This window comes from Sediminibacillus sp. JSM 1682029 (genome assembly GCF_041366435.1).
Taxonomy (GTDB): domain Bacteria; phylum Bacillota; class Bacilli; order Bacillales; family Amphibacillaceae; genus Sediminibacillus; species Sediminibacillus terrae.
Genome location: NZ_JBEWYY010000004.1, coordinates 288,968 through 308,194, shown reverse-complemented (window position 1 = coordinate 308,194; position 19,227 = coordinate 288,968). Strand labels below are relative to the sequence as shown.

Below are 19,227 nucleotides of genomic sequence, written 5' to 3'. Positions count from 1 at the left end.
TTTATGGTCATGATTACACTTCTCTTTAAAGAAAAAGCCCCTCCATTGTTGGAGAGGCCATTTCTGTTTTACTTACTCCTCATTGGCAAGTGCTTCTTCATGCTTCTTGGCGAATTCTTCTGGTGACACTTCACCGCCAAACAGCGACTGAATCATATCGAGATGCACTTCCGCGACATCAGGACTCATTTGTACATCCGCAAATAGTGTGATATTCGATGCATTGTTCAATTCATCCAACACATCCAAATACATATCCGGCAGGTCTACTTCGTCAGGATTCACTTTCGTGGCCGGAATAACGCCGGCCTGTGTTACGGATTTTTCACCCCAGTTTTCTGTAAAATATTTCACGAATTCCATTGATTCTTCTTTCACATCCGAATCTTCGGCAACAAACAAACCAACACCAGGTCCTCCGACAAAACTGTTCATGTCGCCTTGTCCATCAACTGTCGGGAAATTGAAGAATCCGACTGAATCACGGAATTCCTGCGGCACATCTTCGTTGGTTGTATAATTCGGCAGATCCCATGTCGCAATCAAATACATGGCAGCCTGTTCGTTCATAAACATGCTCTTCGCTTCTTCATCTGCCAGCCCGTTAAAACCATTGATAAAGGTATCATTGTTTACCAGCTCTTGTACTTTCGCAGCGGCTTCGACCAAGGCGGGATCTTCAAAGCTTCCAGAACGATCGATTGCTTTGTTCAGAACCTCTGCACCGCCGATTCTGTCGGCAAGGTACATGTACCATAACGAACCTGTCCATCTATCTTTGTTGCCCAATGCTACCGGAGCAACGTCATTCTCTATCAAGGTGTCGACCACGTTTTGGAACTCTTCATATGTCTCAGGAGCCTCTAAACCGTATTCTTCAAAAATTGCTTTATTGTAGAAAACGGTTGCAATATTGAGCTCCAGCGGAAGACCGTAAGTACTTCCATCTACTTGGTAAGCTTCCGTCGTACCTGAAACGAATTCATCCTTCAACCCGTCATCAAGGACATCATCAAGCGGAGCAAACATCTCCCCTTCTACATATGGTTCTAAGTAACCTGCAGGCCAGGTCATCCCGACATCCGGCAGTTCCCCGGAAGAGGACAATACTTTGATTTTATCTTTATACTGTTCGTTGCTTAATACTTCCAAATCCACCGTCACATCTGGATGTTCTTCTTCATAGTCGGCAATGATTTCATTTACAATCTCGTAGTGATCCTTTGAACTGCCTTCCGGCCATAAATGCATGAATTCAATCGTCTTTTTATCAGAATCACCACTTGCTGAATCCCCAGACCCTGAACAACCAGCCATCAATAACACCGAAGCAAAAGCAGCAGACAACAATGAAATCGCTTTCTTTTTTACCATCGGTAAACCCCCTCTTTTCTGAATAATAACAACTTCTGTTATCAATATATCAAAACAAACCTTGTTTGTCTACTGAATAAACAAAGTTTATTTTTATTCCCTAAATGTGATAAACTGAAAAGAAAAGGAAGAATGAGATGATGACATGAAAATGACGATGAATCAGACGTGGAACCAGCATGTAGTAAAAAAAGGAAATAAATCGCTTGTCCTTGAAACTATCAAAGATCATTCGCCGGTTTCCCGGGCAGAAACTGCCAACCTTACCGGTCTGAATAAAGGCACCGTCTCCTCGTTGGTGAGTGAGTTGCTGGATGAACAACTAATATCAGAATCAGGACCAGGCGTTTCAAGCGGTGGCAGAAGACCTGTCATGCTGCTTTTCAACCAGCTTGCCGGTTATTCTATCGGCATCGACATCGGGGTCAATTATCTGCTGGGCGTGCTCACCGATTTACAAGGTAATATTTGCGATGAAAAACGTGAGTCGTACACGGACTTGACGTATGAGGAAATTAAAGTGAAATTGTTTGATATCATCGATTACTTAATCCAAGCCGCTCCCCCAAGCCCCTACGGGATTGTCGGCATCGGGGTCGGTGTCCCCGGAACGGTCAGCAATACCGGAGAAATCTTGCTGGCCCCTAACTTGGAGTGGAAAAACATTCACTTGCAGGCCGTACTGGAAAGGAAGTACCAAGTGCCGGTCGTCATAGAAAACGAAGCTAATGCCGGTGCTTACGGCGAGAAGAAATTCGGGGCTGGAAAAGATGTTGATGATATCATTTATGTCAGCGCAGGAATCGGTATCGGTGTCGGGTTGATCCTGAATGGTTCGCTTTATAAAGGCAACAATGGGTTCTCTGGAGAACTCGGGCACATGACAATCGAAGTAGATGGGAAAAAGTGCCGGTGCGGAAATAAAGGCTGCTGGGAGCTTTATGCCTCTGAACAGGCATTGTTAAGCAGTGCTTCCAAACTGCCCGATGCCCATGGACAGCCATCTCTCGAGCACCTTTCCGACCTGGCCGATGAGGGGGATGAGCAGGTGATTCGCTTGTTCGAGCAAATCGGCGACTACTTAGGCGTCGGATTAAACAATATCATCAATATTTTCAATCCGCAGCAAGTGATCATCGGAAATCGGATGGCTTCTGCCAAAAAGTGGCTGCGTGATCCGTTGATCAACAGAATGGTCAACCAAACATTATGGTTTCAGCAAAAAGACTTACAGATTCAGTTCTCGGAATTATCGACACATTCTACGGCACTTGGAGTGGCAGCCTTTTCTGTCGAAAACTTTTTCAAGGTTGATTTGCAAAGTCAAAGTGTTTAAGGTTCGTAAAATTTGCAGTACAACGAGGTTTCAATCGTTGTACTGCTTTTTTGCGGGCAGGAAGTTATAAAATGAGGCTCTATACTGAATGTGCGGTGTCTCCTGTCGTGATGGGTATTCCTGCATTGTGCAAAAAAACACACTCTTTCCCTTCTTCTTTTAAACGGGGATGGATCTGTAGAAGCTTTTCCACCTTTTGTCGCCCTACTTCTGACAGTTTGGAAGCCGACTTCCACAACAGCTTCTTGATGGCGGCAAGCTGTTAAAAAGGCTCTATAGAGCGAAATAGCGTAGCAGAGGAAATAAGCGAGACTCCTGCGGAAAAACGATCGGCCAAGACCCCACAGCGGGCTTTGCGAGGAGGCTCGGGCGTTCGTCCACAAAAAGCTAGTTTATTTCCTCTGCGGTCTGAGTAAAATAGCTTTTTTTGAATGAGCCTTTCAATAAAAAGAGGATGGAAGTAAAATCACACCACCACATTTGACAGAGAACCTAAAATGAATGCCTGGGGAGCAATATTTACAGGAACAGTCTCATCCAGATCCGGCGCCTGCCCTCAAGCATCATTTTCATTCTTCTTGGCTGCTAGATTGACATCTTTTTATCAAAGTTCTGCTGAGAAACTCCTGTTGGCAGCAAATCAGGCTGGCTGCAGCTGCTGGACATGATGACATGTTTTCCGCTTTGCGATGACTCGAGAAAACCATGCATGACCTCTAAAATGTGATAAGCCATTTCGCCGTCCGCCCGCGACTGCCTTCCAGCCAGAATCGAATAAGCCATTTCTGCAACGCCAATCCCCCTGCTGTTTTCCGCAAAGCCATGGCTCAATGGCACTTCTGTCCACTGTTTATCATCCTGTCTTCTGAGAAAGACGGGACCTCCAAATGTATTTGGATCCGGAACGATCATGCTGCCTTCCGTACCATAAATTTCAATATGCGGCAGCTGATGATGCCAAGTGTCGAAGCTGGTTATGATCGAAGCGATAGCTCCACCGGAAAAATCCACGACACCATTTATCTGTGTTGGAGTGGTTACCTGGATTTTTTCCCCGAATTTAGGCTTACTGGTTATGGTTCGCTCCGGGAATGTTATGCTGGCCGATCCGGTCACCCGGCTTACCGGACCCAACAAAAACGTCAAAGCTGTCAGATAGTAAGGCCCCATATCAAACATCGGTCCCCCGCCCTCCTGATAATAAAAAGCAGGATCCGGGTGCCAGCGCTCATGACCGGGAACCATCATGAACGCAACTGCAGATACAGGCTTGCCGATCCAACCATCATCCAGTAACTTCCGGGAAGTCTGCAGTCCGCCGCCCAAAAAAGTATCGGGGGCATTGCCGACATGCAATCCTTTGTTGCTGGCTGTTTCCAGAACGGCCCGTCCCTCTTCTTTGCTGACAGCAAGCGGTTTTTCTCCGTATACATGCTTGCCTGCCTGCAGTGCCTTTTGCGCCACCTCGGCATGGACAGCCGGAATAGTCAAGTTGATCACGATGTCTATAGCAGGATCTGCTAAGAGTTCTTCCGGTGTATAGGCATGAGGAATTTGATATTTCTCCGCTTTTGCCCTCGCCCGTTCGATATCCAAATCTGCGCATGCAATGACTTCGACCACCTCGAATTTTTTCAAATTTTCAAAGTAAATACTGCTGATATTGCCGCAACCGATAATACCTGCCAGCATTTTTCCCATTCTGAACCCTTCCCTTCCTTGTATCATCGTGCAGCCCAGTTAAACCCATTCCTCATCATTGCCGTTACTTCCGGCATCCTGACAATATCCGCAGCATGGCCGAGAGAACAATAGAACACCTTCCCGCTTCCCCACTTTTTTGTCCAGACAACTGGCATGTCTACTTTTCCATTCCCTGCATGCGGTCCGTCTGCCACCGGAAAAGTAGTGACGGCGTGAACATTCACTGCTGGATCGACATGCATATAATATTGTTCGGAAACGACGGTGAAATCCTTCATTCCATGGGTTAGTGGATGGCCTGGATCGTTGATGCGAACAATGTATTCTACGCCGTCGTTCCCAGGATGGGCCACCCACTGCCCGCCGACCATGAATTGGTAATCGGTCGCCCTGCGGAAAGAGTCACCCAATCCGCCATGCAGTCCTGCCAGTCCTGTTCCGGATGCCACCGCTTCCAGTAGAGGCATGAGCTGCTCATCGTCAATTTCCCCCTGCGTCCAATTCGGCACGATCAAGTCATAGCCGCTTAAATCATCTCGTTCCAGCGTTTGCAACGAACCGGTGATTTTCGTTTCGAACTTTTCTTCTTGTAGAATGTCTGCCAAAATTCCAGCGACCTCGGCCGGCTCATGCCCTTCCCATCCGCCTTGAAATATCAATGCTTTTTTCATTTCTCATTTCCTTCCTTCCTATAGGACATACATAAGGAACAATCACAAATTAGATGCCGGTGTCCGTGGTGTGTTTGAGTACATGCTTAGATGTCCTGTTCAGTATAATAAAAGTGATGAAAATCGGCAGAACGATTCCCTCCACTTAAATCCTGACAGCACATGCCTACAAACGTCCCCGTAAAGCGAAGTGAATTCAGCTCAGTAGCATCATCAGAAAGATGACTGATATCCACTACATCACCGATTTTATTCCATGTATTCTGGTCTAGAGAGTAAGCGAATTGCAGGTCTTTCCTGTCTATCTCGACTCGCAGGTAATAAAGTGCTTGGTCTGGGAGCGGAATATCTTTTGGCAGCGGTTCATCATATATACCGTATTTGCTATGAAGGATTCCGAGACATTTGCCCAGTTGTTCATCACGGCTGATTCTTAGATAAACATAGTCATCCGTGTCATAGTACACAATCAAACCTGCCATTTGTTGAAAAGTTTCCGGCCGGAAATCGACAGCGGTTTCTACGATGGCATGAAAACTTTCCAGCCTGCGGGCTATCAAGCTCTGACGATGCAAGGAGTTTAATGATTCGCCCCCTTTCAACCGCAGATATCCCTCTCTTTCAGTTAACGAAATCCAATTCTCGGAAAAAGGCTGTCTTAAAGCGTTCCAATAACGCTTCAACTCCTTTTCCCGAAAGTCATCATGTTTGCTTTCTACTTCGACCGGCGCCTTTTTCAAGGCAGGTCCTTGCACTTGCCATTGCGGGTTGGGCCCACTCTCCACGCGAAGCCAGCCATCCTTTGTCCAGTAGCATTTTTGCAAACCTGTTTCCCTTCCGAGAATGCACTTGTGATCTCCAACCGGGCGTGCGCAAAGATGGGCTAGGTACCACTCACCGTTTTGTGTTTCCACTAAACTCCCGTGACCCGCTTTTTGAAGTTCATCGCTCTTGCTTTTATCCGAAGTGAGAATTGGATTGTCCGGGTCCGGAAGATACGGCCCCGTGATAGATGCCGCCCTTGCCATGGTGACAGCATGGTCATAGCTGGTTCCTCCCTCAGCCATCATTAAGTGATAGTAACCATCCTTTTTGTATAGGTGAGGTGCTTCCGTTGCTCCCAGTTCCGTTCCGGAGAAAATATTCCGAACGGGGCCGACCAGCTTGTTTTCCTTTGTGGAAAATTGCTGCAGGGCAATGCCGGCAAAAGAATTCTTCCCTTTGCGATGATCCCAAATCATGTTGAGCATCCACTTTTTCCCGTCCTCATCATGAAACATCGAAGGATCGAAGCCACTGCTGTTCAAAAATATCGGATCCGACCACGGACCAGTAATTTTTTCTGCTGTGACCAAATAATTATGTGTGTCTTTGAAGGCGCCTTTGCGGCTTTTCACATCGGTAAACAGTAAATAAAAGACGCCATCCGAGTAACTTAAGCAAGGCGCCCATACTCCACCCGAATTAGCATTGCCTGTCAATTGAATCTGGGAGCTTCTAGTAAGTGGATGAGTCAACAGCTCCCAATGAAGTAAATCCCTCGAATGATAAATTTGCACCCCAGGAAACCATTCAAATGTCGAAACTGCTATGTAATAATCATTGCCTACGCGCAGAATCGACGGATCTGGATGAAAACCAGGAAGAATCGGATTGGTTATCTGCATGCCTTTCCCCCGCTTTCTTCTTTTTGTTAGCGTTTTCAAAAATATTCACCTTTGTTTAACGTATGAACTAACTAAAGACATCTTATCAATCCTGTCGCGATAGTGGCAACTATTTTATCCGTTCCGCATTTGTTACCCTGTCAAATAAACAGCAGGGGGTTAAAATGAAATTACAGGCCGATTGTCCGATAAAACGAAGAAACTGCCGGAGTGAATTCTCCGGCAGAGCTTTTACCGTCTTATACACCCGAATAAGCCATAAATCCTCCATCAACCGGGATAGTGGTGCCTGTTACAAACCCGGATAGATTTTCATCCACCAACCATAACAAAGTGCCGAGCAGGTCTTCTGGTTCTCCAAAACGCTTCATGGGGGTTTGCGACAATATTTTGTTTGATCGTTCCGTCAGTGATCCATCACTGTTCGTCAATAAGTTTTTGTTTTGCTCTGTCAAGAAAAAGCCCGGGGCGATGGCGTTCACTCGGATGCCGACATCGGCCATGTGGACAGAAAGCCACTGGGTAAAGTTGTCGATGCCGGCTTTGGCTGCACTGTATGCCGGCACCTTCGTCATCGGAGAAGGCGCACTCATGGAAGACATATTGATGATGACTGCGCCTTTTCTTTCGGCCATTTGTTTTGAAAAAATCTGAGTGGGAATCACCGTTCCGATCAAGTTCAAATTGAAAACGTACTGAAAGCCTTCGATGGTTAAATCAAAAAAGGTCAGCAAATCATTGCTTTCTAAATCCTCCACTCGAAAGTTTTCCTTCGTGGTTGTTCCCTCCGGATGATTTCCGCCCGCCCCGTTTATCAGAATATCACAAACGCCGAATTTTTCACGGATGAATTCCTCGGCACGTTCCACGCTTTGTCTGTCCAAGACATCACAGGAGACAGCCATTGCCTGCCCTCCTGTTTCCTTAATCTCCTGTTCTACTTTTTTTCCATTTTCTATTTGCCTGTTGAGGATGGCGACTTTCACTCCCTGCCTGCCAAGTTCCCGTGCCATGGCACTGCATAATACGCCGCTTCCTCCGGTGATCACAGCTACCTTTCCTTTTAAATTATCATTTACCGGCAGCATATAGATTGTCCTCCTCTCTAGTCCGTAGCAATGAATCCCAAATGCCCCATAAATACATAATCCCGAGTGCACGATCATAAAGGCCATAGCCTGGCCTGCAAGCTTCATCCCAAATATGTCGTCCGTGATCGGGACGGACATAACCCGAATATCCTGTCTCCTTGTATGCTTTCACGATATCGTAAATATCGACAGAACCATCGGAAGTACGGTGGGAGGTTTCGATAAAGCTGCCATTGTCCATTGTCTTGACGTTGCGGATGTGGGCAAAATGGATACGACCGGCGAATTCCCGGACCATGTCCGCAACATTGTTATCCGGATTGGCACCGAGAGAACCGCTGCACAACGTGATCCCGTTGGCTGGACTGTCCACCAGATCCAGCAGCCGTCGGATATTTTCCTTACTGGTGATGATTCTCGGCAGTCCGAATACCGACCATGGTGGATCATCCGGATGGATCGCCAGCTTGATATCGTGTTGCTCTGCCGCTGGTATTACTTTTTCGAGAAAATAGCGCAGATTGTTCCACAAGTCTGTTTCCGTCATCCCACGATACTGGTCAAAAAGCTTCGTTAAATACTGAAGCCTTTCCGGTTCCCACCCCGGCATCGTATAGGCGGCATTATCGGAAATTGTCTCGACTAGCTCCAATGGATCCAAGTTCCGGATTTTCTCGTTTTCAAAATACAGTGCCGTCGAACCGTCTTCATGCTGCCGGAACAATTCGGTCCGTGTCCAATCAAAAACCGGCATGAAGTTATAGCAAATCACCTTTACTCCGGCTGCAGCCAAATTTTTGATTGTTTGAATATAGTGATCAATAAACTTATCTCTTGATGGCAATCCCAATTTTATATCTTCATGGACATTGACACTTTCTACTACATCTATATGAAACCCATGATCCTCTGCCTGTTTTTTCACTTCTTGAATGCGATCCGTAGGCCACACCTCACCTACCGGCAGATCATGCAATGCCCATACAATCCCCTCAACTCCCGGTATCTGTTTGATATGTTTCAACGACACACTGTCGTTTCCTTCGCCAAACCAGCGGAATACCATTTTCATGTCTAACACGCCCTTATCTATCAATCTATGTCTAAATAATGACAAACATTGTGGTATGAAATATCCTGTACCACCTTGCCCAGCCAGTCGATATCAGCCGGCATTTCACCGTTTTCCACCCATTCCCCGATCAAATTTGCCAATATCCGCCTGAAATATTCATGTCTCGTATAGGAAAGCAGACTCCGGGAATCTGTCAACATTCCGATAAATCGGGAGAAAACCCCGACATTGGCTAGCGTCTTCATTTGATTTTCCATTCCCTCGATATGATCATTGAACCACCAGGCAGTCCCGAATTGAATTTTCCCTGGTACATCCCCCTGAAAGTTTCCGGCCATCGATGCAATCATATAATTGTCACGCGGATTCAAATTATATAGTATGGTTTTCGGCAGACTCCCTGTTTTATCGAGTTCATTCAGAAAGTTAGATAAATCGGAGGCATACGTAAAATCAGCAATCGAATCAAATCCCGTATTCTGTCCGATTTCAGCTTCCATCCTTTTGTTATTGTTGCGCAGTCCGCCTATATGAAGCTGCATCGCCCATCCTTTTTCAGCGTAGTATTTCCCCAAGTGTACCAGCACCGCTGTTCGGAATTGAGCGGCTTCTTGTGTGCTGATCCGCTCGTTATTGACGGCTCTTTTAAAAATATAACTACACCTTTCCTTGGTTGCAGTCAAAAAGAAAGGAGAATCCAACCCATGGTCTGACAGCCGGCAGCCGGATTCGTGAAAGTAATCGATTCTTTTTTCCAGGGCATGCAAAAAGTCCTGGTAACTGGTGATGTCACCGCCCGATGCTTTCTCCAACCGCTCCAGCCATTCCCTGAATCCTGCCCCTTCAATATGCAGCGCAGCATCCGGCCGGAATGTCGGCAAAACCTTAAAGTCTATGGAAGGGTCCTGTTCAATTTGTTTGTGATATTCCAGTGAATCCACCGGATCATCGGTCGTACACAGTCCCTTCACATTAAAAGAACGGACAATTTCCCTTGCGCTAAACGATGGAGACTGTATTTTCTGATTGCATGCTTCCCATATCTTGTCAGCAGTTGCCGTGGAAAGCGTGTCGGTTACTCCGAAGCACCGCCTCAATTCCAGATGTGTCCAATGATACAGTGGATTACCGATTAAATGCGGAATTGTTTCTGCCCATTTATCGAATTTTTCCCGTTCCCCTGCTGATCCGGTTACATATTTTTCCGGCACACCATTAGCCCTTAGTACCCGCCACTTATAATGATCCCCTTCCAGCCATAATTCCGTCAGCGAAGAAAAACGTTTATCCACGGCGATTTCCTCTGCTGTCAAATGACAATGGTAATCAAAAATCGGCATCGCTTTTGCATAGTCGTGATAAAGCTGTTTTGCTGTTTCGGTTTCCAACAAGAAGTCCTCATCCATAAATGCTTTCACTTTATCCCTCTTTTCATTTCGTTGGTTATGTACCGGTTTATTTTGCTCCACCTCGATGGATGTGCACTGCCTGTTGTTGTGCTTCGATACACAGCTCGGCAGCCCGGAATGCATGCTCCTGGGTCATGGAATTTTCCGTCCCGTTCAGACAATCGAGGATGAACGACCCGAAAAATGGAAAACCCACTTTTCCGTTCAATTCGAAATGTTTCTCTTCTTCCTGATTGACTAAATACAAATGATCCGAGGCAGCGTCCCTAGCGACGTCGATGTATTTCCGAATTTCGATGTACCCCTCTGTCCCGAGAATAAATACCCGGCCGTCTCCCCAGGTGCCAAGTCCATCCGGCGTCAGCCAGTCAACCCGGAAATAAAAGGTTGCTCCATTGTCGGCAACCAACGTTGCATCGCCAAAGTCCTGGAATTCGGGATGATTCGGGAAAGAATAGTTGGCCACTTTACTATGAAGCACTTCCGCATCTTCCGCACCTGCAAAATGGAGGAACTGTTCAATTTGGTGACTGCCGATGTCACACAAAATACCGCCATACCGTTCAGGATCGAAGAACCAATCCGGTCTGTTGGCTGGATTGGCGCGGTGCGGACCGGTACCGATCACCTGCACCACTCTGCCGATTGCTCCTTCTTCGATCAGCCGTCCGGCATATACCGCGCTCTCCACATGAAGACGTTCGCTATAATAAATGCCCCACTTCAACCCGGTATCAATCGTTTTTCGACGGGCTGCTTTTACCAGTTCCAAGGAAGTGAAAGCAGGCTTATCGATGAAAAAATGCTTGCCGTGACCCAACACTTCCAGACCCCAAGCACCACGGTCTGCCGGAATATTGGCACTTGCCACCAGGTGAATTTCCGGATTATCCAGCACGGCTTGTTTAGATGGAGCAGCCTCTGCCCCTGGAAACTTTTGTTGAAATGCAGTCACTTTATCGTAATCCGGATCATAGACAGCAACCAACTCTGCACCTGATTCGATTAAACCGTTGCACATACCGTAGATATGACCATGATCCAGTCCGACTGCAGCGAACTTGAATTCTCCTTTACCCACTACTTGTTCGGCCGCCCCTGTAGGAGCATAATTCATCCCGTCCTGCTTATTCATTTACCCCTCTCCTCCTTTTTTTCCGTTTCTGGTTGTCATGTTGTAATGGTATTATCATCAAACCCTTGTACAGATGTCGTTTTCTCGTAAAAACGAGGAACATGCTGCATGACACCGTCTCTTGTATAAAAGGGATCATCTTTTGCCAAAGGGAGGCTGACTGTTTTTTGTAAAGTTGCAGAATGATAGATTGCCATAATCAATTCAAGCGTCTGCCGTCCCTGTTTGCCATCGACCAATACTTGTCTTCCCTCTTCGATACAGGAGAGCACGTCTTGAATTTGTCCAGTATGCCCCTCGAATTCTAAATCGGGGAGTTGGTTGTATACCGATTCAATTTTTTCTTCAAGCTCCGCATCTTGAAGGGGAAAACCATTTTCTTTTGACCGGGAGGCGACTACCTTCCAGGGATAGGAAACACGAGCGTTTTTTCCTTGGAAAATCAATTGCTGTTCCTCCCCATGATGGACAACCGAACTGGTGATCTGAGCCAGGTTGCCGTTTTGGTAACGACCGATAGCTATTGATAAATCTTCCACTTCTGCATTGTCATGAGCCGTATTGCTGGTCACAGCTGTGATCTCGGAAGGAACTCCATTCATCCACTGGAAGATATCGATATGGTGGACTGCATGATTCAATGTGCATCCACCGCCTTCTTTTTCCCATGTCCCTCTCCACCATAAGTCATAGTAGCTGTGTCCCCTCCACCAAAAGGAATCGACCTGGGTATGTAGCACCGGTCCAATCAAGTTCTTATCCAGGATCGCTTTCAACTTCATCAAGTCCGTGCGGAAACGGTTTTGAGCAACGACAGACAGGATCTTGCCGCTGGCTTCTGCCGCCTTGATCATCTCGTCGCATTCTTTCAAGGAGGAAGCCATCGGTTTCTCCACTAAAACGTGCTTTCCCTGACGTAAAAAATCGATCGATATGGGAGCGTGTGTGTAGGGAGGCGTACAGACGGAAACCAAGTCAAGTTCCGGCAGTTTGGCAAGTTCCTGATAATCAGAATAAACATCGGCAGATATGCCAAATGACTTTACTGTGTTTCGGGCTTTTTCAATATCCGGATCACAAACCGCTGTGATTTTACACCTTTCCGGAAACTGCAGGTACCCTTTGATATGAGAAGGCGCAATCGCCCCCGTCCCGATGATCGCAACATGAATCATAGTCAAACCCCTTCCTTTTACATTTTATTCAACAACAACCATGATATTAATATGGCAGTTCAAAATAGCTCTTCCATCAGTGGATGCGAGTGCGGATTTATATTTCGCTTAAATCGAGAGTGATGATACCGCTTTCAAATTATATAAAAGAATAGCTATCCTCTATTCTTCTTTTTCAGGGATAACCAACCTTATTTAAAATAGCTTGGATAGCGTTCTTTCAGCTCTTCTTTTTCAAAATCGACTAGATGCAGATGTGTTTTCATAGCTTCCTCGGCCAAATCTTCCTCTTTCTTGGAAATGTATCCGAAAATATCTTTATGTTGGGAAACAAGTACATCCCAATCCGGATTGGACGCCAGTCTCAGCATCCGCAGACGATCAAAATGGGTGTTCATTTTTCTTATCATTTCCCATGTCCGTTTTTTGCCGCTCCCTTCAAACAACAAACGATGAAACGCATCGTCCAGCTCGAAAAGTCGGTGGTGTGTCCCTTTTTCCAGACATAGGTCCTGCATCGTCAAATTCGTTTCTAACTGAAATAATTGATCTTCCTCAAAATTCTTGCAGGCCTCTTTCACGATGGCTCTTTCAATATTCTCTCTGACAAAACGACCTTCTTCCACTAGGCTTAAATCGATTTGCGAGACACGTGTGCCGCTTTGCGGGTAGACACCGAGCAATTCCTCCTGCGCAAGATTCATAAATGCTTCTCTGACAGGCGTACGGCTGACTTCCAGCTTTTCAGCCACTTCCTTTTCCGAAATCTTTGTTCCCGGCTCTAATTCCCAATTGATAATTTGCTGCTTTACTGTTTCATAGACAAAATCTCTCGTTGATCCGTTGATACGTTTGATAGTAGAAATCATCCTCACCTCCATCGGTAAGAAACCGAAGATTATAATACTAGTATGGTAGTTAGATTAATTATATAGAGAAACAACGTATTTTTCAACTTTCTGGAGAATATTTTTATCTCTTTCCTCATGTGGTCTATACGGATTCGTAAATGTGGGCTCATTTCCAACTTCAAGCAATGGATGAAATGCATTTGAAGGGCGTTTCTCCCGCTCCTGCGCCTGCCGGAAATAAAATGCGAGATATGGAAATCCACTTGTCAACCTTTTCTTTGGCAAGTTAGCGGAAACCGCGCCAGGAAAAAGCGAAGTACCTGGCCAAAGGGTATGTTTGCACTATTTATAGGAGCAGGATCGAACGGTTTTTTCGCCAAGGTTTTCCGCAAGAAAAGAAAAACCGAACGCGTTCAAATCCTTGAGATTTTGAATCATCGTTCGGCTTTGTCTTCTATTCTTTTCGCCCGATTACCGGAAATTATACAGACTTACCACTCGGCAAGGCTTCCGTCCCGATGCCGCCAAACAGGATTACGCCAATTGTGGCCTTCTTTAGCACGTTGACGGACATAGTCTTCATCTACTTCGATGCCAAGACCGGGACCGTCCGGAATGGCGACATAACCATCCTTATAGGCAAACACACTGCGATCCTTGATATAATCCAGGATGTCATTTTCTTTATTGTAATGAATCCCAAGACTTTGTTCTTGAATGAAAGCATTATGTGAACTGGCGTCTACCTGCAGACACGCTGCCAGCGCTATCGGTCCCAGCGGACAATGCGGCGCCAGGGCGACATCGTATGCTTCCGCCATCGATGCAATCTTTTTGCATTCCGTTATGCCTCCAGCGTGTGATAAATCCGGCTGAATGATATCGACATAACCGTCGGCCAGAAGATTCTTAAAGTCCCAACGGGAAAACATCCGCTCACCTGTGGCAATCGGAATATGGGTAGTGCGGGCAATCTCCTTGAAAGCTTCCTCATTTTCTGACAGTACGGGTTCTTCGATGAACATCGGCCGGTAAGCTTCCAATTCTTTTGCCAGGATTTTCGCCATCGGTTTATGGACCCTGCCGTGAAAATCGATGCCGATTCCGACTCCTTTTCCGACTGCATCCCTTACGGCGGCAACTCGTTCGACCGCCTGATCGATTTTTTCATAAGAATCGATATACTGCAATTCTTCGGTTCCGTTCATTTTTACTGCAGTGAATCCTGTATCGACTGCCTGTTTGGCAGCTGTGCCGACATCGGAGGGCCGATCGCCGCCGATCCAGGAATATACTTTGATGGTATCCCGACAACGGCCGCCCATCAGCTGATGCACCGGGGCGTTATAATATTTCCCTTTCATATCCCACAACGCCTGGTCGATACCTGCGATGGCGCTCATCAGTATGGGACCGCCTCGGTAAAAACCTGCACGATACATGACGTTCCAATGATCCTCGATTTGCAGAGGATCTTTACCGATCAAGTATTCCATCAATTCCTCTACGGCCGCTTTCACAGAGTGCGCTCTTCCTTCGATGACAGGCTCTCCCCATCCGACGACTCCTTCATCCGTGCTTATTTTCAAAAACAGCCAGCGTGGCGGTACTTGGAACAGTTCATATTCGGTTATTTTCATCACGATTCCTCCTCTACTAATTTTATTCCGGAAATTTTACAGAAGCGACTTCCCAGGCACCCAGGACAGAAGAACGGTCGACCTGTTCATCGGTTGCTTCCATCACATGCCAGTCGGTAAAATGTGTGTTCAACAGCTGAGAGAAAGCCTTTCGCAGCGGGTCGGATCCTCCGACAATGACCCAGTCAAGCTGTGATTTTTCAAGAACGATTGTTTGGAGAGACTTCATATCTTCATACAGAACAGCCCCCACAAGATAGTTCGCTCGTTGATTGATTGTCCATTCGGAAAACAAGTCCAACAGCCTTACCTGATAAAGACTGCGGGTTAAACCGTATGTAGAAGCTGCCTGAAACCCTTTTTCCAACGCTTCGGCATCGACTGTCTTTATTAACTGACTGTCAAGAGAGCCGGCCAGGATGGTATGCTCGCTGATTGCCTGCAGCATCTCCCCTCCCAGCGTGGACATGCAGGAACGAATCGTTTGCTCTTCCTCCACAAATACGTACTTTGTATGGGAGCCGGGCAAAATCATCAGCCCCTTTCCTTCCGGGAGAATTTGCTGCAACAACCCGTAGGTTTCCACTTCTTCCCCTCGCATGACGTCATAGTCATTGATATCCGCTAATCCATCGATCCTGTTTTTCATACCTGGAATATAGACAGTTGGGATCGATAAAAAACACTTTTCCTGCTTAATCTCTGCATTGGAAGCAACCTCGGACAATGTGGCGGGTGCTTCCACATGGGGGACTTCATGCAAACCAAGTCCAGAGGTGATCATGCCGGACGCTGCAATGAAGCGGATATCTGCTGCTTGGAGCTGATTGTTTTCGAGCAACTGCTTGATTCCATCAGCCAATTTTTCCTTCAGTATCTGATTTGTCCCTGCAACAGCTGCGTTTTTCACACCGATTGCAAGTTTATACGTATCCATTATCTTTCCGTTTCTACTGTCAAGGAGCCGGATCCGGGAGTTTGTTGTGCCTGTATCGATAAAAATACGATGATGCAATGTCTCCTCCCCGCTTTCTATTTCTATGACTGATTCGATTTGTCTCTGGCTTGTACCAATTTTTTAGCTTCCGTTTCAATTTCTTCAAACCGTTTTTCCCTGACGAGCTGCGGGTTGACCAGGGAACCGCCGATTCCGACGGCATCCCAGCCAGCTTTGAAAAATTCCCCGGCATTTTCTGCTGAAACGCCCCCGACCGCCATCAATTCAGTCTGTGGCAATGGACCTTTTATGTCTTTGGCGAAAGCCGGTCCGAGTGAACGGACGGGAAAAACCTTGACCATCCTGGCACCAGCCTCGTGAGCAGTAAGCGCCTCCGTGGGCGTCATCACTCCAGGTATGACCGGCACCCCGTAACGGTTGCCCGTCTTGATTGTCTCTGTATTCAAGGTAGGGGCAAGCAAAAACTTGGCGCCGGCACGGATTGCCGCATTTGCCGAGGCAGCATCCAGGACAGTTCCCGCACCTGCTAGTATCGCTTCCGGCATATGGTTTATCGTACGTATTGCTTCCAGTGCCCCTGGAGTGTTCATGGTGACCTCGATGATTTTGATGCCGGCCCGATAAAGACTTCGTGCTACTGCTTCCACTTGATCTGCTTGTTCTAACCTGATAATCGAGACGATTTTTTCTTGTTTCACCAAATCTATAGCATTATTCATCTGCATTCCTCCTTCACACCGTTACTACTTTTTTTCGACCGCATGGCCGCCGAATTCGTGCCTCAGTGCCGAAACAACTTTTCCAGTGAATGTATCCGTTTCCTGTGAACGGTAACGCATCATCAAGGAAAGGGCGATGACCGGTGCTGCCGTTTCGAAATCCAAAGCCGATTCTACTGTCCATTTGCCCTCTCCGGAAGAATTCATGACACCGCGGATATCATCAAGTCTTGCATCCTTGGAGAAGGCGCCTTCCATCAATTCCATCAACCAGCTTCTGATGACGGAACCATTGTTCCACACCTTTGCAACTGCCTGGTAGTCATAATCAAAAGGACTTTTTTCCAGGATTTCAAATCCTTCTCCGATGGCAGCCATCATGCCATACTCAATTCCATTATGGACCATTTTCAAAAAGTGGCCGCTGCCGCCTTTTCCGGCGTAGTGATAACCATTCTCTACAGCAAGTTCGCTGAATAATGGCTCTATCCGCTCAAATTGCTGCTGATCACCGCCTACCATGAAACAGGCTCCATTGCGAGCTCCCGATACGCCCCCGCTCGTACCGCAATCGAAAAAGTGGACCCCCTGTTTCTTAAAGCTCTCATATTGGGCAAGTGTATCTTTGTAATGGGAGTTTCCCGCATCGATCACGATATCGTCACGGGACAACAAAGGTTTCAATTCATTCAGGACACTTTCCGTGATTTCGCCGGCAGGCACCATCACCCAGATAGTTCTCGGAGCCTCCAGAGTGTCGATTAATCCGGATAACGAATCAGCTCCTTTTCCACCCTCCTGCCGGAACTTGTCCACTTGCTCTTCAGCCACATCATAAGCTGTTACTTCGTGCCCTTTCTCTAGCATGTGTGAACCAATTTCATATCCCATTTTTCCAAGACCGATTAGTCCTATTTTCATGATGTTTCCTCCTTCATTCGATTCCCGTTAAACAAACAAACTTATCAGTAGTGCGACTCCAAAGCCTACCAGACCAATGATTGTTTCCATGACTGTCCAGGATTTCAATGTCTGTTTTTCTGTCAGTCCAAAGTAACGGTTGACGAGCCAGAATCCTGAATCATTGACATGGGAAACCACTGTGGCACCAGAAGCAATGGCAATGACGAGTAGACCTAGCATCGGTTCACTGACATTGAAAGAATCCAGCAGCGGCGACACTAAACCTGCAGCAGTGATCATCGAAACGGTAGCAGAACCTTGTGCAATCCGGACGACGGTAGCTGTAATAAACGCGAAGACAATCAATGGCATGTTGGCATCTTTCATGGCATCGGCCAGGATATCACCGATCCCGGATTGGATGAGCATTTCGCCGAATACACCACCTGCCCCTGTCACCAGGATGATAATACCTGCAGGCTCCAATGCTTTGGTTGTAATTTGCTGTATCTCTTCTTTTTTGTATCCCCTTTTATAGCCAAAAATATAAAACGTCAATAAGGATGCCACTGTCAATGCTACGAACGGGTGACCGATAAACGTCAAGACTTCTCTCACGGTACTTTCTTCTGCAAGCACCAAATCTGCTGTCGTGTTGATCAGGATCAAAATCAATGGAAGCAATATAATAGAGACAACGCTGCCAAAGCTGGGCAATTCGCGGTCATAGTCTACTTCTTTCATTTGCTCCATCATGTATTCTGGTACACCGATATGAATTTTATTGGCGATATATTTACCAAACACAGGACCGGCCAAAATCATGGCAGGAATACCTGCTATAGCACCGAACAAGATAACCCAGCCCAGATCTGCATCAAGCAGGGACGCAACGGAAATCGGACCCGGGGTCGGCGGAATGAATGAGTGTGTTACAGCCAGACCGGCCATCAATGGAATTCCGAAATAAAGCAAGGATTTTTTCGTTTTTTGTGTCAAGCTGTATATAATCGGAACGAGAATGACGAGTGCGACGTCAAGAAAAACAGGAATCGAAACGATAAAACCAGTTAAACCCAATGCCCACGAAACATTTTTTTCACCGAATTTGTCCATCAGTGTCAGTGCTAGACGTTCCGCCCCGCCGGAAACACGGAGCATTTCACCGAACATGGCTCCAAGGCCGATGATGACAGCAATGAAACCGAGCGTTCCTCCCATTCCTTCTTCAATGGTCGTAATAATGTCGGCAGGTGACATTCCCACTGCCAGTCCCACTAGCAAGCTGACTACCAATAGTGCGATAAACGCCTGCAATTTAGTGCGCATGACTAGAAACAACAATAATACGACTGCTAATACTGCTACAATAATTAATCCTGATGTAGATGTCATATACATTCCCCTTTTTCATGTAATATTGCTTCCTTTTATATTCAGGAAAGCGTTTACTATTGTTTTCAAAAGAAACTGTCGGAACAAATTCACTGTCCCGGCAGACTCTTTCGCGGTGACTTCT

At 46.5% G+C, this 19,227-nt stretch carries 16 protein-coding genes; 1 reads left to right on the top strand and 15 read right to left on the bottom strand.

Annotated features, from left to right (window positions below):
• Positions 1 to 72 precede the first annotated feature (72 nt).
• Positions 73 to 1,374 (bottom strand): extracellular solute-binding protein, encoded by a 1,302-nt coding sequence (locus ABVF09_RS09565; protein WP_026571035.1) that lies wholly within the window; start codon positions 1,372 to 1,374, stop codon positions 73 to 75.
• A 151-nt stretch (positions 1,375 to 1,525) separates the two neighbouring features.
• Here ABVF09_RS09565 and ABVF09_RS09560 point away from each other — a divergent pair, with 151 nt between their 5' ends.
• Positions 1,526 to 2,710, top strand: coding sequence for an ROK family transcriptional regulator (locus ABVF09_RS09560; RefSeq protein WP_371069099.1), 1,185 nt, complete (start codon positions 1,526 to 1,528; stop codon positions 2,708 to 2,710).
• 585 nt (positions 2,711 to 3,295) lie between these two features.
• On the opposite strand, the gene ABVF09_RS09555 is transcribed toward ABVF09_RS09560, so the two are convergent.
• From ABVF09_RS09555 to ABVF09_RS09490, 14 genes are all read right to left on the bottom strand, one after another.
• The gene (locus ABVF09_RS09555) at positions 3,296 to 4,411 is read right to left on the bottom strand and encodes a Gfo/Idh/MocA family protein (RefSeq protein WP_026571037.1); all 1,116 of its coding nucleotides are present in this window, start codon (positions 4,409 to 4,411) and stop codon (positions 3,296 to 3,298) included.
• A gap of 23 nt (positions 4,412 to 4,434) precedes the next feature.
• Entirely contained in the window at positions 4,435 to 5,085 is a 651-nt protein-coding gene (locus tag ABVF09_RS09550; protein ID WP_026772225.1) for a ThuA domain-containing protein, read from the bottom strand.
• Between the two features lie 86 nt (positions 5,086 to 5,171).
• A complete protein-coding gene (locus tag ABVF09_RS09545; RefSeq protein ID WP_371069098.1) occupies positions 5,172 to 6,752 on the bottom strand; it encodes a glycoside hydrolase family 43 protein in 1,581 nt (526 codons plus the stop codon).
• Positions 6,753 to 6,991: 239 nt separating this feature from the next.
• Positions 6,992 to 7,840, bottom strand: a complete 849-nt coding sequence (locus ABVF09_RS09540) for an SDR family oxidoreductase (RefSeq protein ID WP_026571040.1) — start codon at positions 7,838 to 7,840, stop codon at positions 6,992 to 6,994.
• Positions 7,824 to 8,915: a mannonate dehydratase gene (gene uxuA / locus ABVF09_RS09535; protein WP_371069083.1), complete on the bottom strand. Its 1,092-nt coding sequence runs from the start codon at positions 8,913 to 8,915 to the stop codon at positions 7,824 to 7,826. Before uxuA ends, ABVF09_RS09540 begins: the two co-directional genes overlap by 17 nt.
• Positions 8,916 to 8,935: 20 nt before the next feature.
• Complete coding sequence (gene uxaC / locus ABVF09_RS09530; protein WP_371069082.1) at positions 8,936 to 10,336, bottom strand: glucuronate isomerase; 1,401 nt, start codon at positions 10,334 to 10,336, stop codon at positions 8,936 to 8,938.
• A gap of 37 nt (positions 10,337 to 10,373) precedes the next feature.
• Positions 10,374 to 11,462 (bottom strand): Gfo/Idh/MocA family protein, encoded by a 1,089-nt coding sequence (locus tag ABVF09_RS09525; RefSeq protein WP_371069081.1) that lies wholly within the window; start codon positions 11,460 to 11,462, stop codon positions 10,374 to 10,376.
• A gap of 35 nt (positions 11,463 to 11,497) precedes the next feature.
• Complete coding sequence (locus tag ABVF09_RS09520) at positions 11,498 to 12,637, bottom strand: Gfo/Idh/MocA family protein (RefSeq protein ID WP_026571044.1); 1,140 nt, start codon at positions 12,635 to 12,637, stop codon at positions 11,498 to 11,500.
• Positions 12,638 to 12,828: 191 nt separating this feature from the next.
• Entirely contained in the window at positions 12,829 to 13,506 is a 678-nt protein-coding gene (locus ABVF09_RS09515) for a GntR family transcriptional regulator (protein WP_371069080.1), read from the bottom strand.
• A 473-nt stretch (positions 13,507 to 13,979) separates the two neighbouring features.
• The gene (gene dgoD / locus ABVF09_RS09510) at positions 13,980 to 15,128 is read right to left on the bottom strand and encodes a galactonate dehydratase (protein ID WP_026571046.1); all 1,149 of its coding nucleotides are present in this window, start codon (positions 15,126 to 15,128) and stop codon (positions 13,980 to 13,982) included.
• 22 nt (positions 15,129 to 15,150) lie between these two features.
• Positions 15,151 to 16,143, bottom strand: a complete 993-nt coding sequence (locus tag ABVF09_RS09505; protein WP_161993071.1) for a 2-dehydro-3-deoxygalactonokinase — start codon at positions 16,141 to 16,143, stop codon at positions 15,151 to 15,153.
• Positions 16,144 to 16,166: 23 nt separating this feature from the next.
• On the bottom strand, positions 16,167 to 16,805 hold the full coding sequence (locus ABVF09_RS09500; RefSeq protein WP_051382206.1) for a bifunctional 4-hydroxy-2-oxoglutarate aldolase/2-dehydro-3-deoxy-phosphogluconate aldolase: 639 nt from the start codon (positions 16,803 to 16,805) through the stop codon (positions 16,167 to 16,169).
• 24 nt (positions 16,806 to 16,829) lie between these two features.
• Positions 16,830 to 17,726, bottom strand: a complete 897-nt coding sequence (gene gnd, locus ABVF09_RS09495; RefSeq protein WP_026571049.1) for a phosphogluconate dehydrogenase (NAD(+)-dependent, decarboxylating) — start codon at positions 17,724 to 17,726, stop codon at positions 16,830 to 16,832.
• Positions 17,727 to 17,753: 27 nt separating this feature from the next.
• A complete protein-coding gene (locus ABVF09_RS09490; RefSeq protein ID WP_026772221.1) occupies positions 17,754 to 19,103 on the bottom strand; it encodes a GntP family permease in 1,350 nt (449 codons plus the stop codon).
• Between the last annotated feature and the right edge of the window lie 124 nt (positions 19,104 to 19,227).

What these genes read in the sequence shown, in the direction of transcription:
- ABVF09_RS09565 (WP_026571035.1), bottom strand. Translation starts at nt 1,374, where the DNA reads ATGGTAAAAAAGAAAGCGATTTCATTGTTGTCTGCTGCTTTTGCTTCG.
- ABVF09_RS09560 (WP_371069099.1), top strand. Translation starts at nt 1,526, where the DNA reads ATGACGATGAATCAGACGTGGAACCAGCATGTAGTAAAAAAAGGAAAT.
- ABVF09_RS09555 (WP_026571037.1), bottom strand. Translation starts at nt 4,411, where the DNA reads ATGGGAAAAATGCTGGCAGGTATTATCGGTTGCGGCAATATCAGCAGT.
- ABVF09_RS09550 (WP_026772225.1), bottom strand. Translation starts at nt 5,085, where the DNA reads ATGAAAAAAGCATTGATATTTCAAGGCGGATGGGAAGGGCATGAGCCG.
- ABVF09_RS09545 (WP_371069098.1), bottom strand. Translation starts at nt 6,752, where the DNA reads ATGCAGATAACCAATCCGATTCTTCCTGGTTTTCATCCAGATCCGTCG.
- ABVF09_RS09540 (WP_026571040.1), bottom strand. Translation starts at nt 7,840, where the DNA reads ATGCTGCCGGTAAATGATAATTTAAAAGGAAAGGTAGCTGTGATCACC.
- uxuA (WP_371069083.1), bottom strand. Translation starts at nt 8,915, where the DNA reads ATGAAAATGGTATTCCGCTGGTTTGGCGAAGGAAACGACAGTGTGTCG.
- ABVF09_RS09525 (WP_371069081.1), bottom strand. Translation starts at nt 11,462, where the DNA reads ATGAATAAGCAGGACGGGATGAATTATGCTCCTACAGGGGCGGCCGAA.
- ABVF09_RS09520 (WP_026571044.1), bottom strand. Translation starts at nt 12,637, where the DNA reads ATGATTCATGTTGCGATCATCGGGACGGGGGCGATTGCGCCTTCTCAT.
- ABVF09_RS09515 (WP_371069080.1), bottom strand. Translation starts at nt 13,506, where the DNA reads ATGATTTCTACTATCAAACGTATCAACGGATCAACGAGAGATTTTGTC.
- dgoD (WP_026571046.1), bottom strand. Translation starts at nt 15,128, where the DNA reads ATGAAAATAACCGAATATGAACTGTTCCAAGTACCGCCACGCTGGCTG.
- ABVF09_RS09500 (WP_051382206.1), bottom strand. Translation starts at nt 16,805, where the DNA reads ATGAATAATGCTATAGATTTGGTGAAACAAGAAAAAATCGTCTCGATT.
- gnd (WP_026571049.1), bottom strand. Translation starts at nt 17,726, where the DNA reads ATGAAAATAGGACTAATCGGTCTTGGAAAAATGGGATATGAAATTGGT.
- ABVF09_RS09490 (WP_026772221.1), bottom strand. Translation starts at nt 19,103, where the DNA reads ATGACATCTACATCAGGATTAATTATTGTAGCAGTATTAGCAGTCGTA.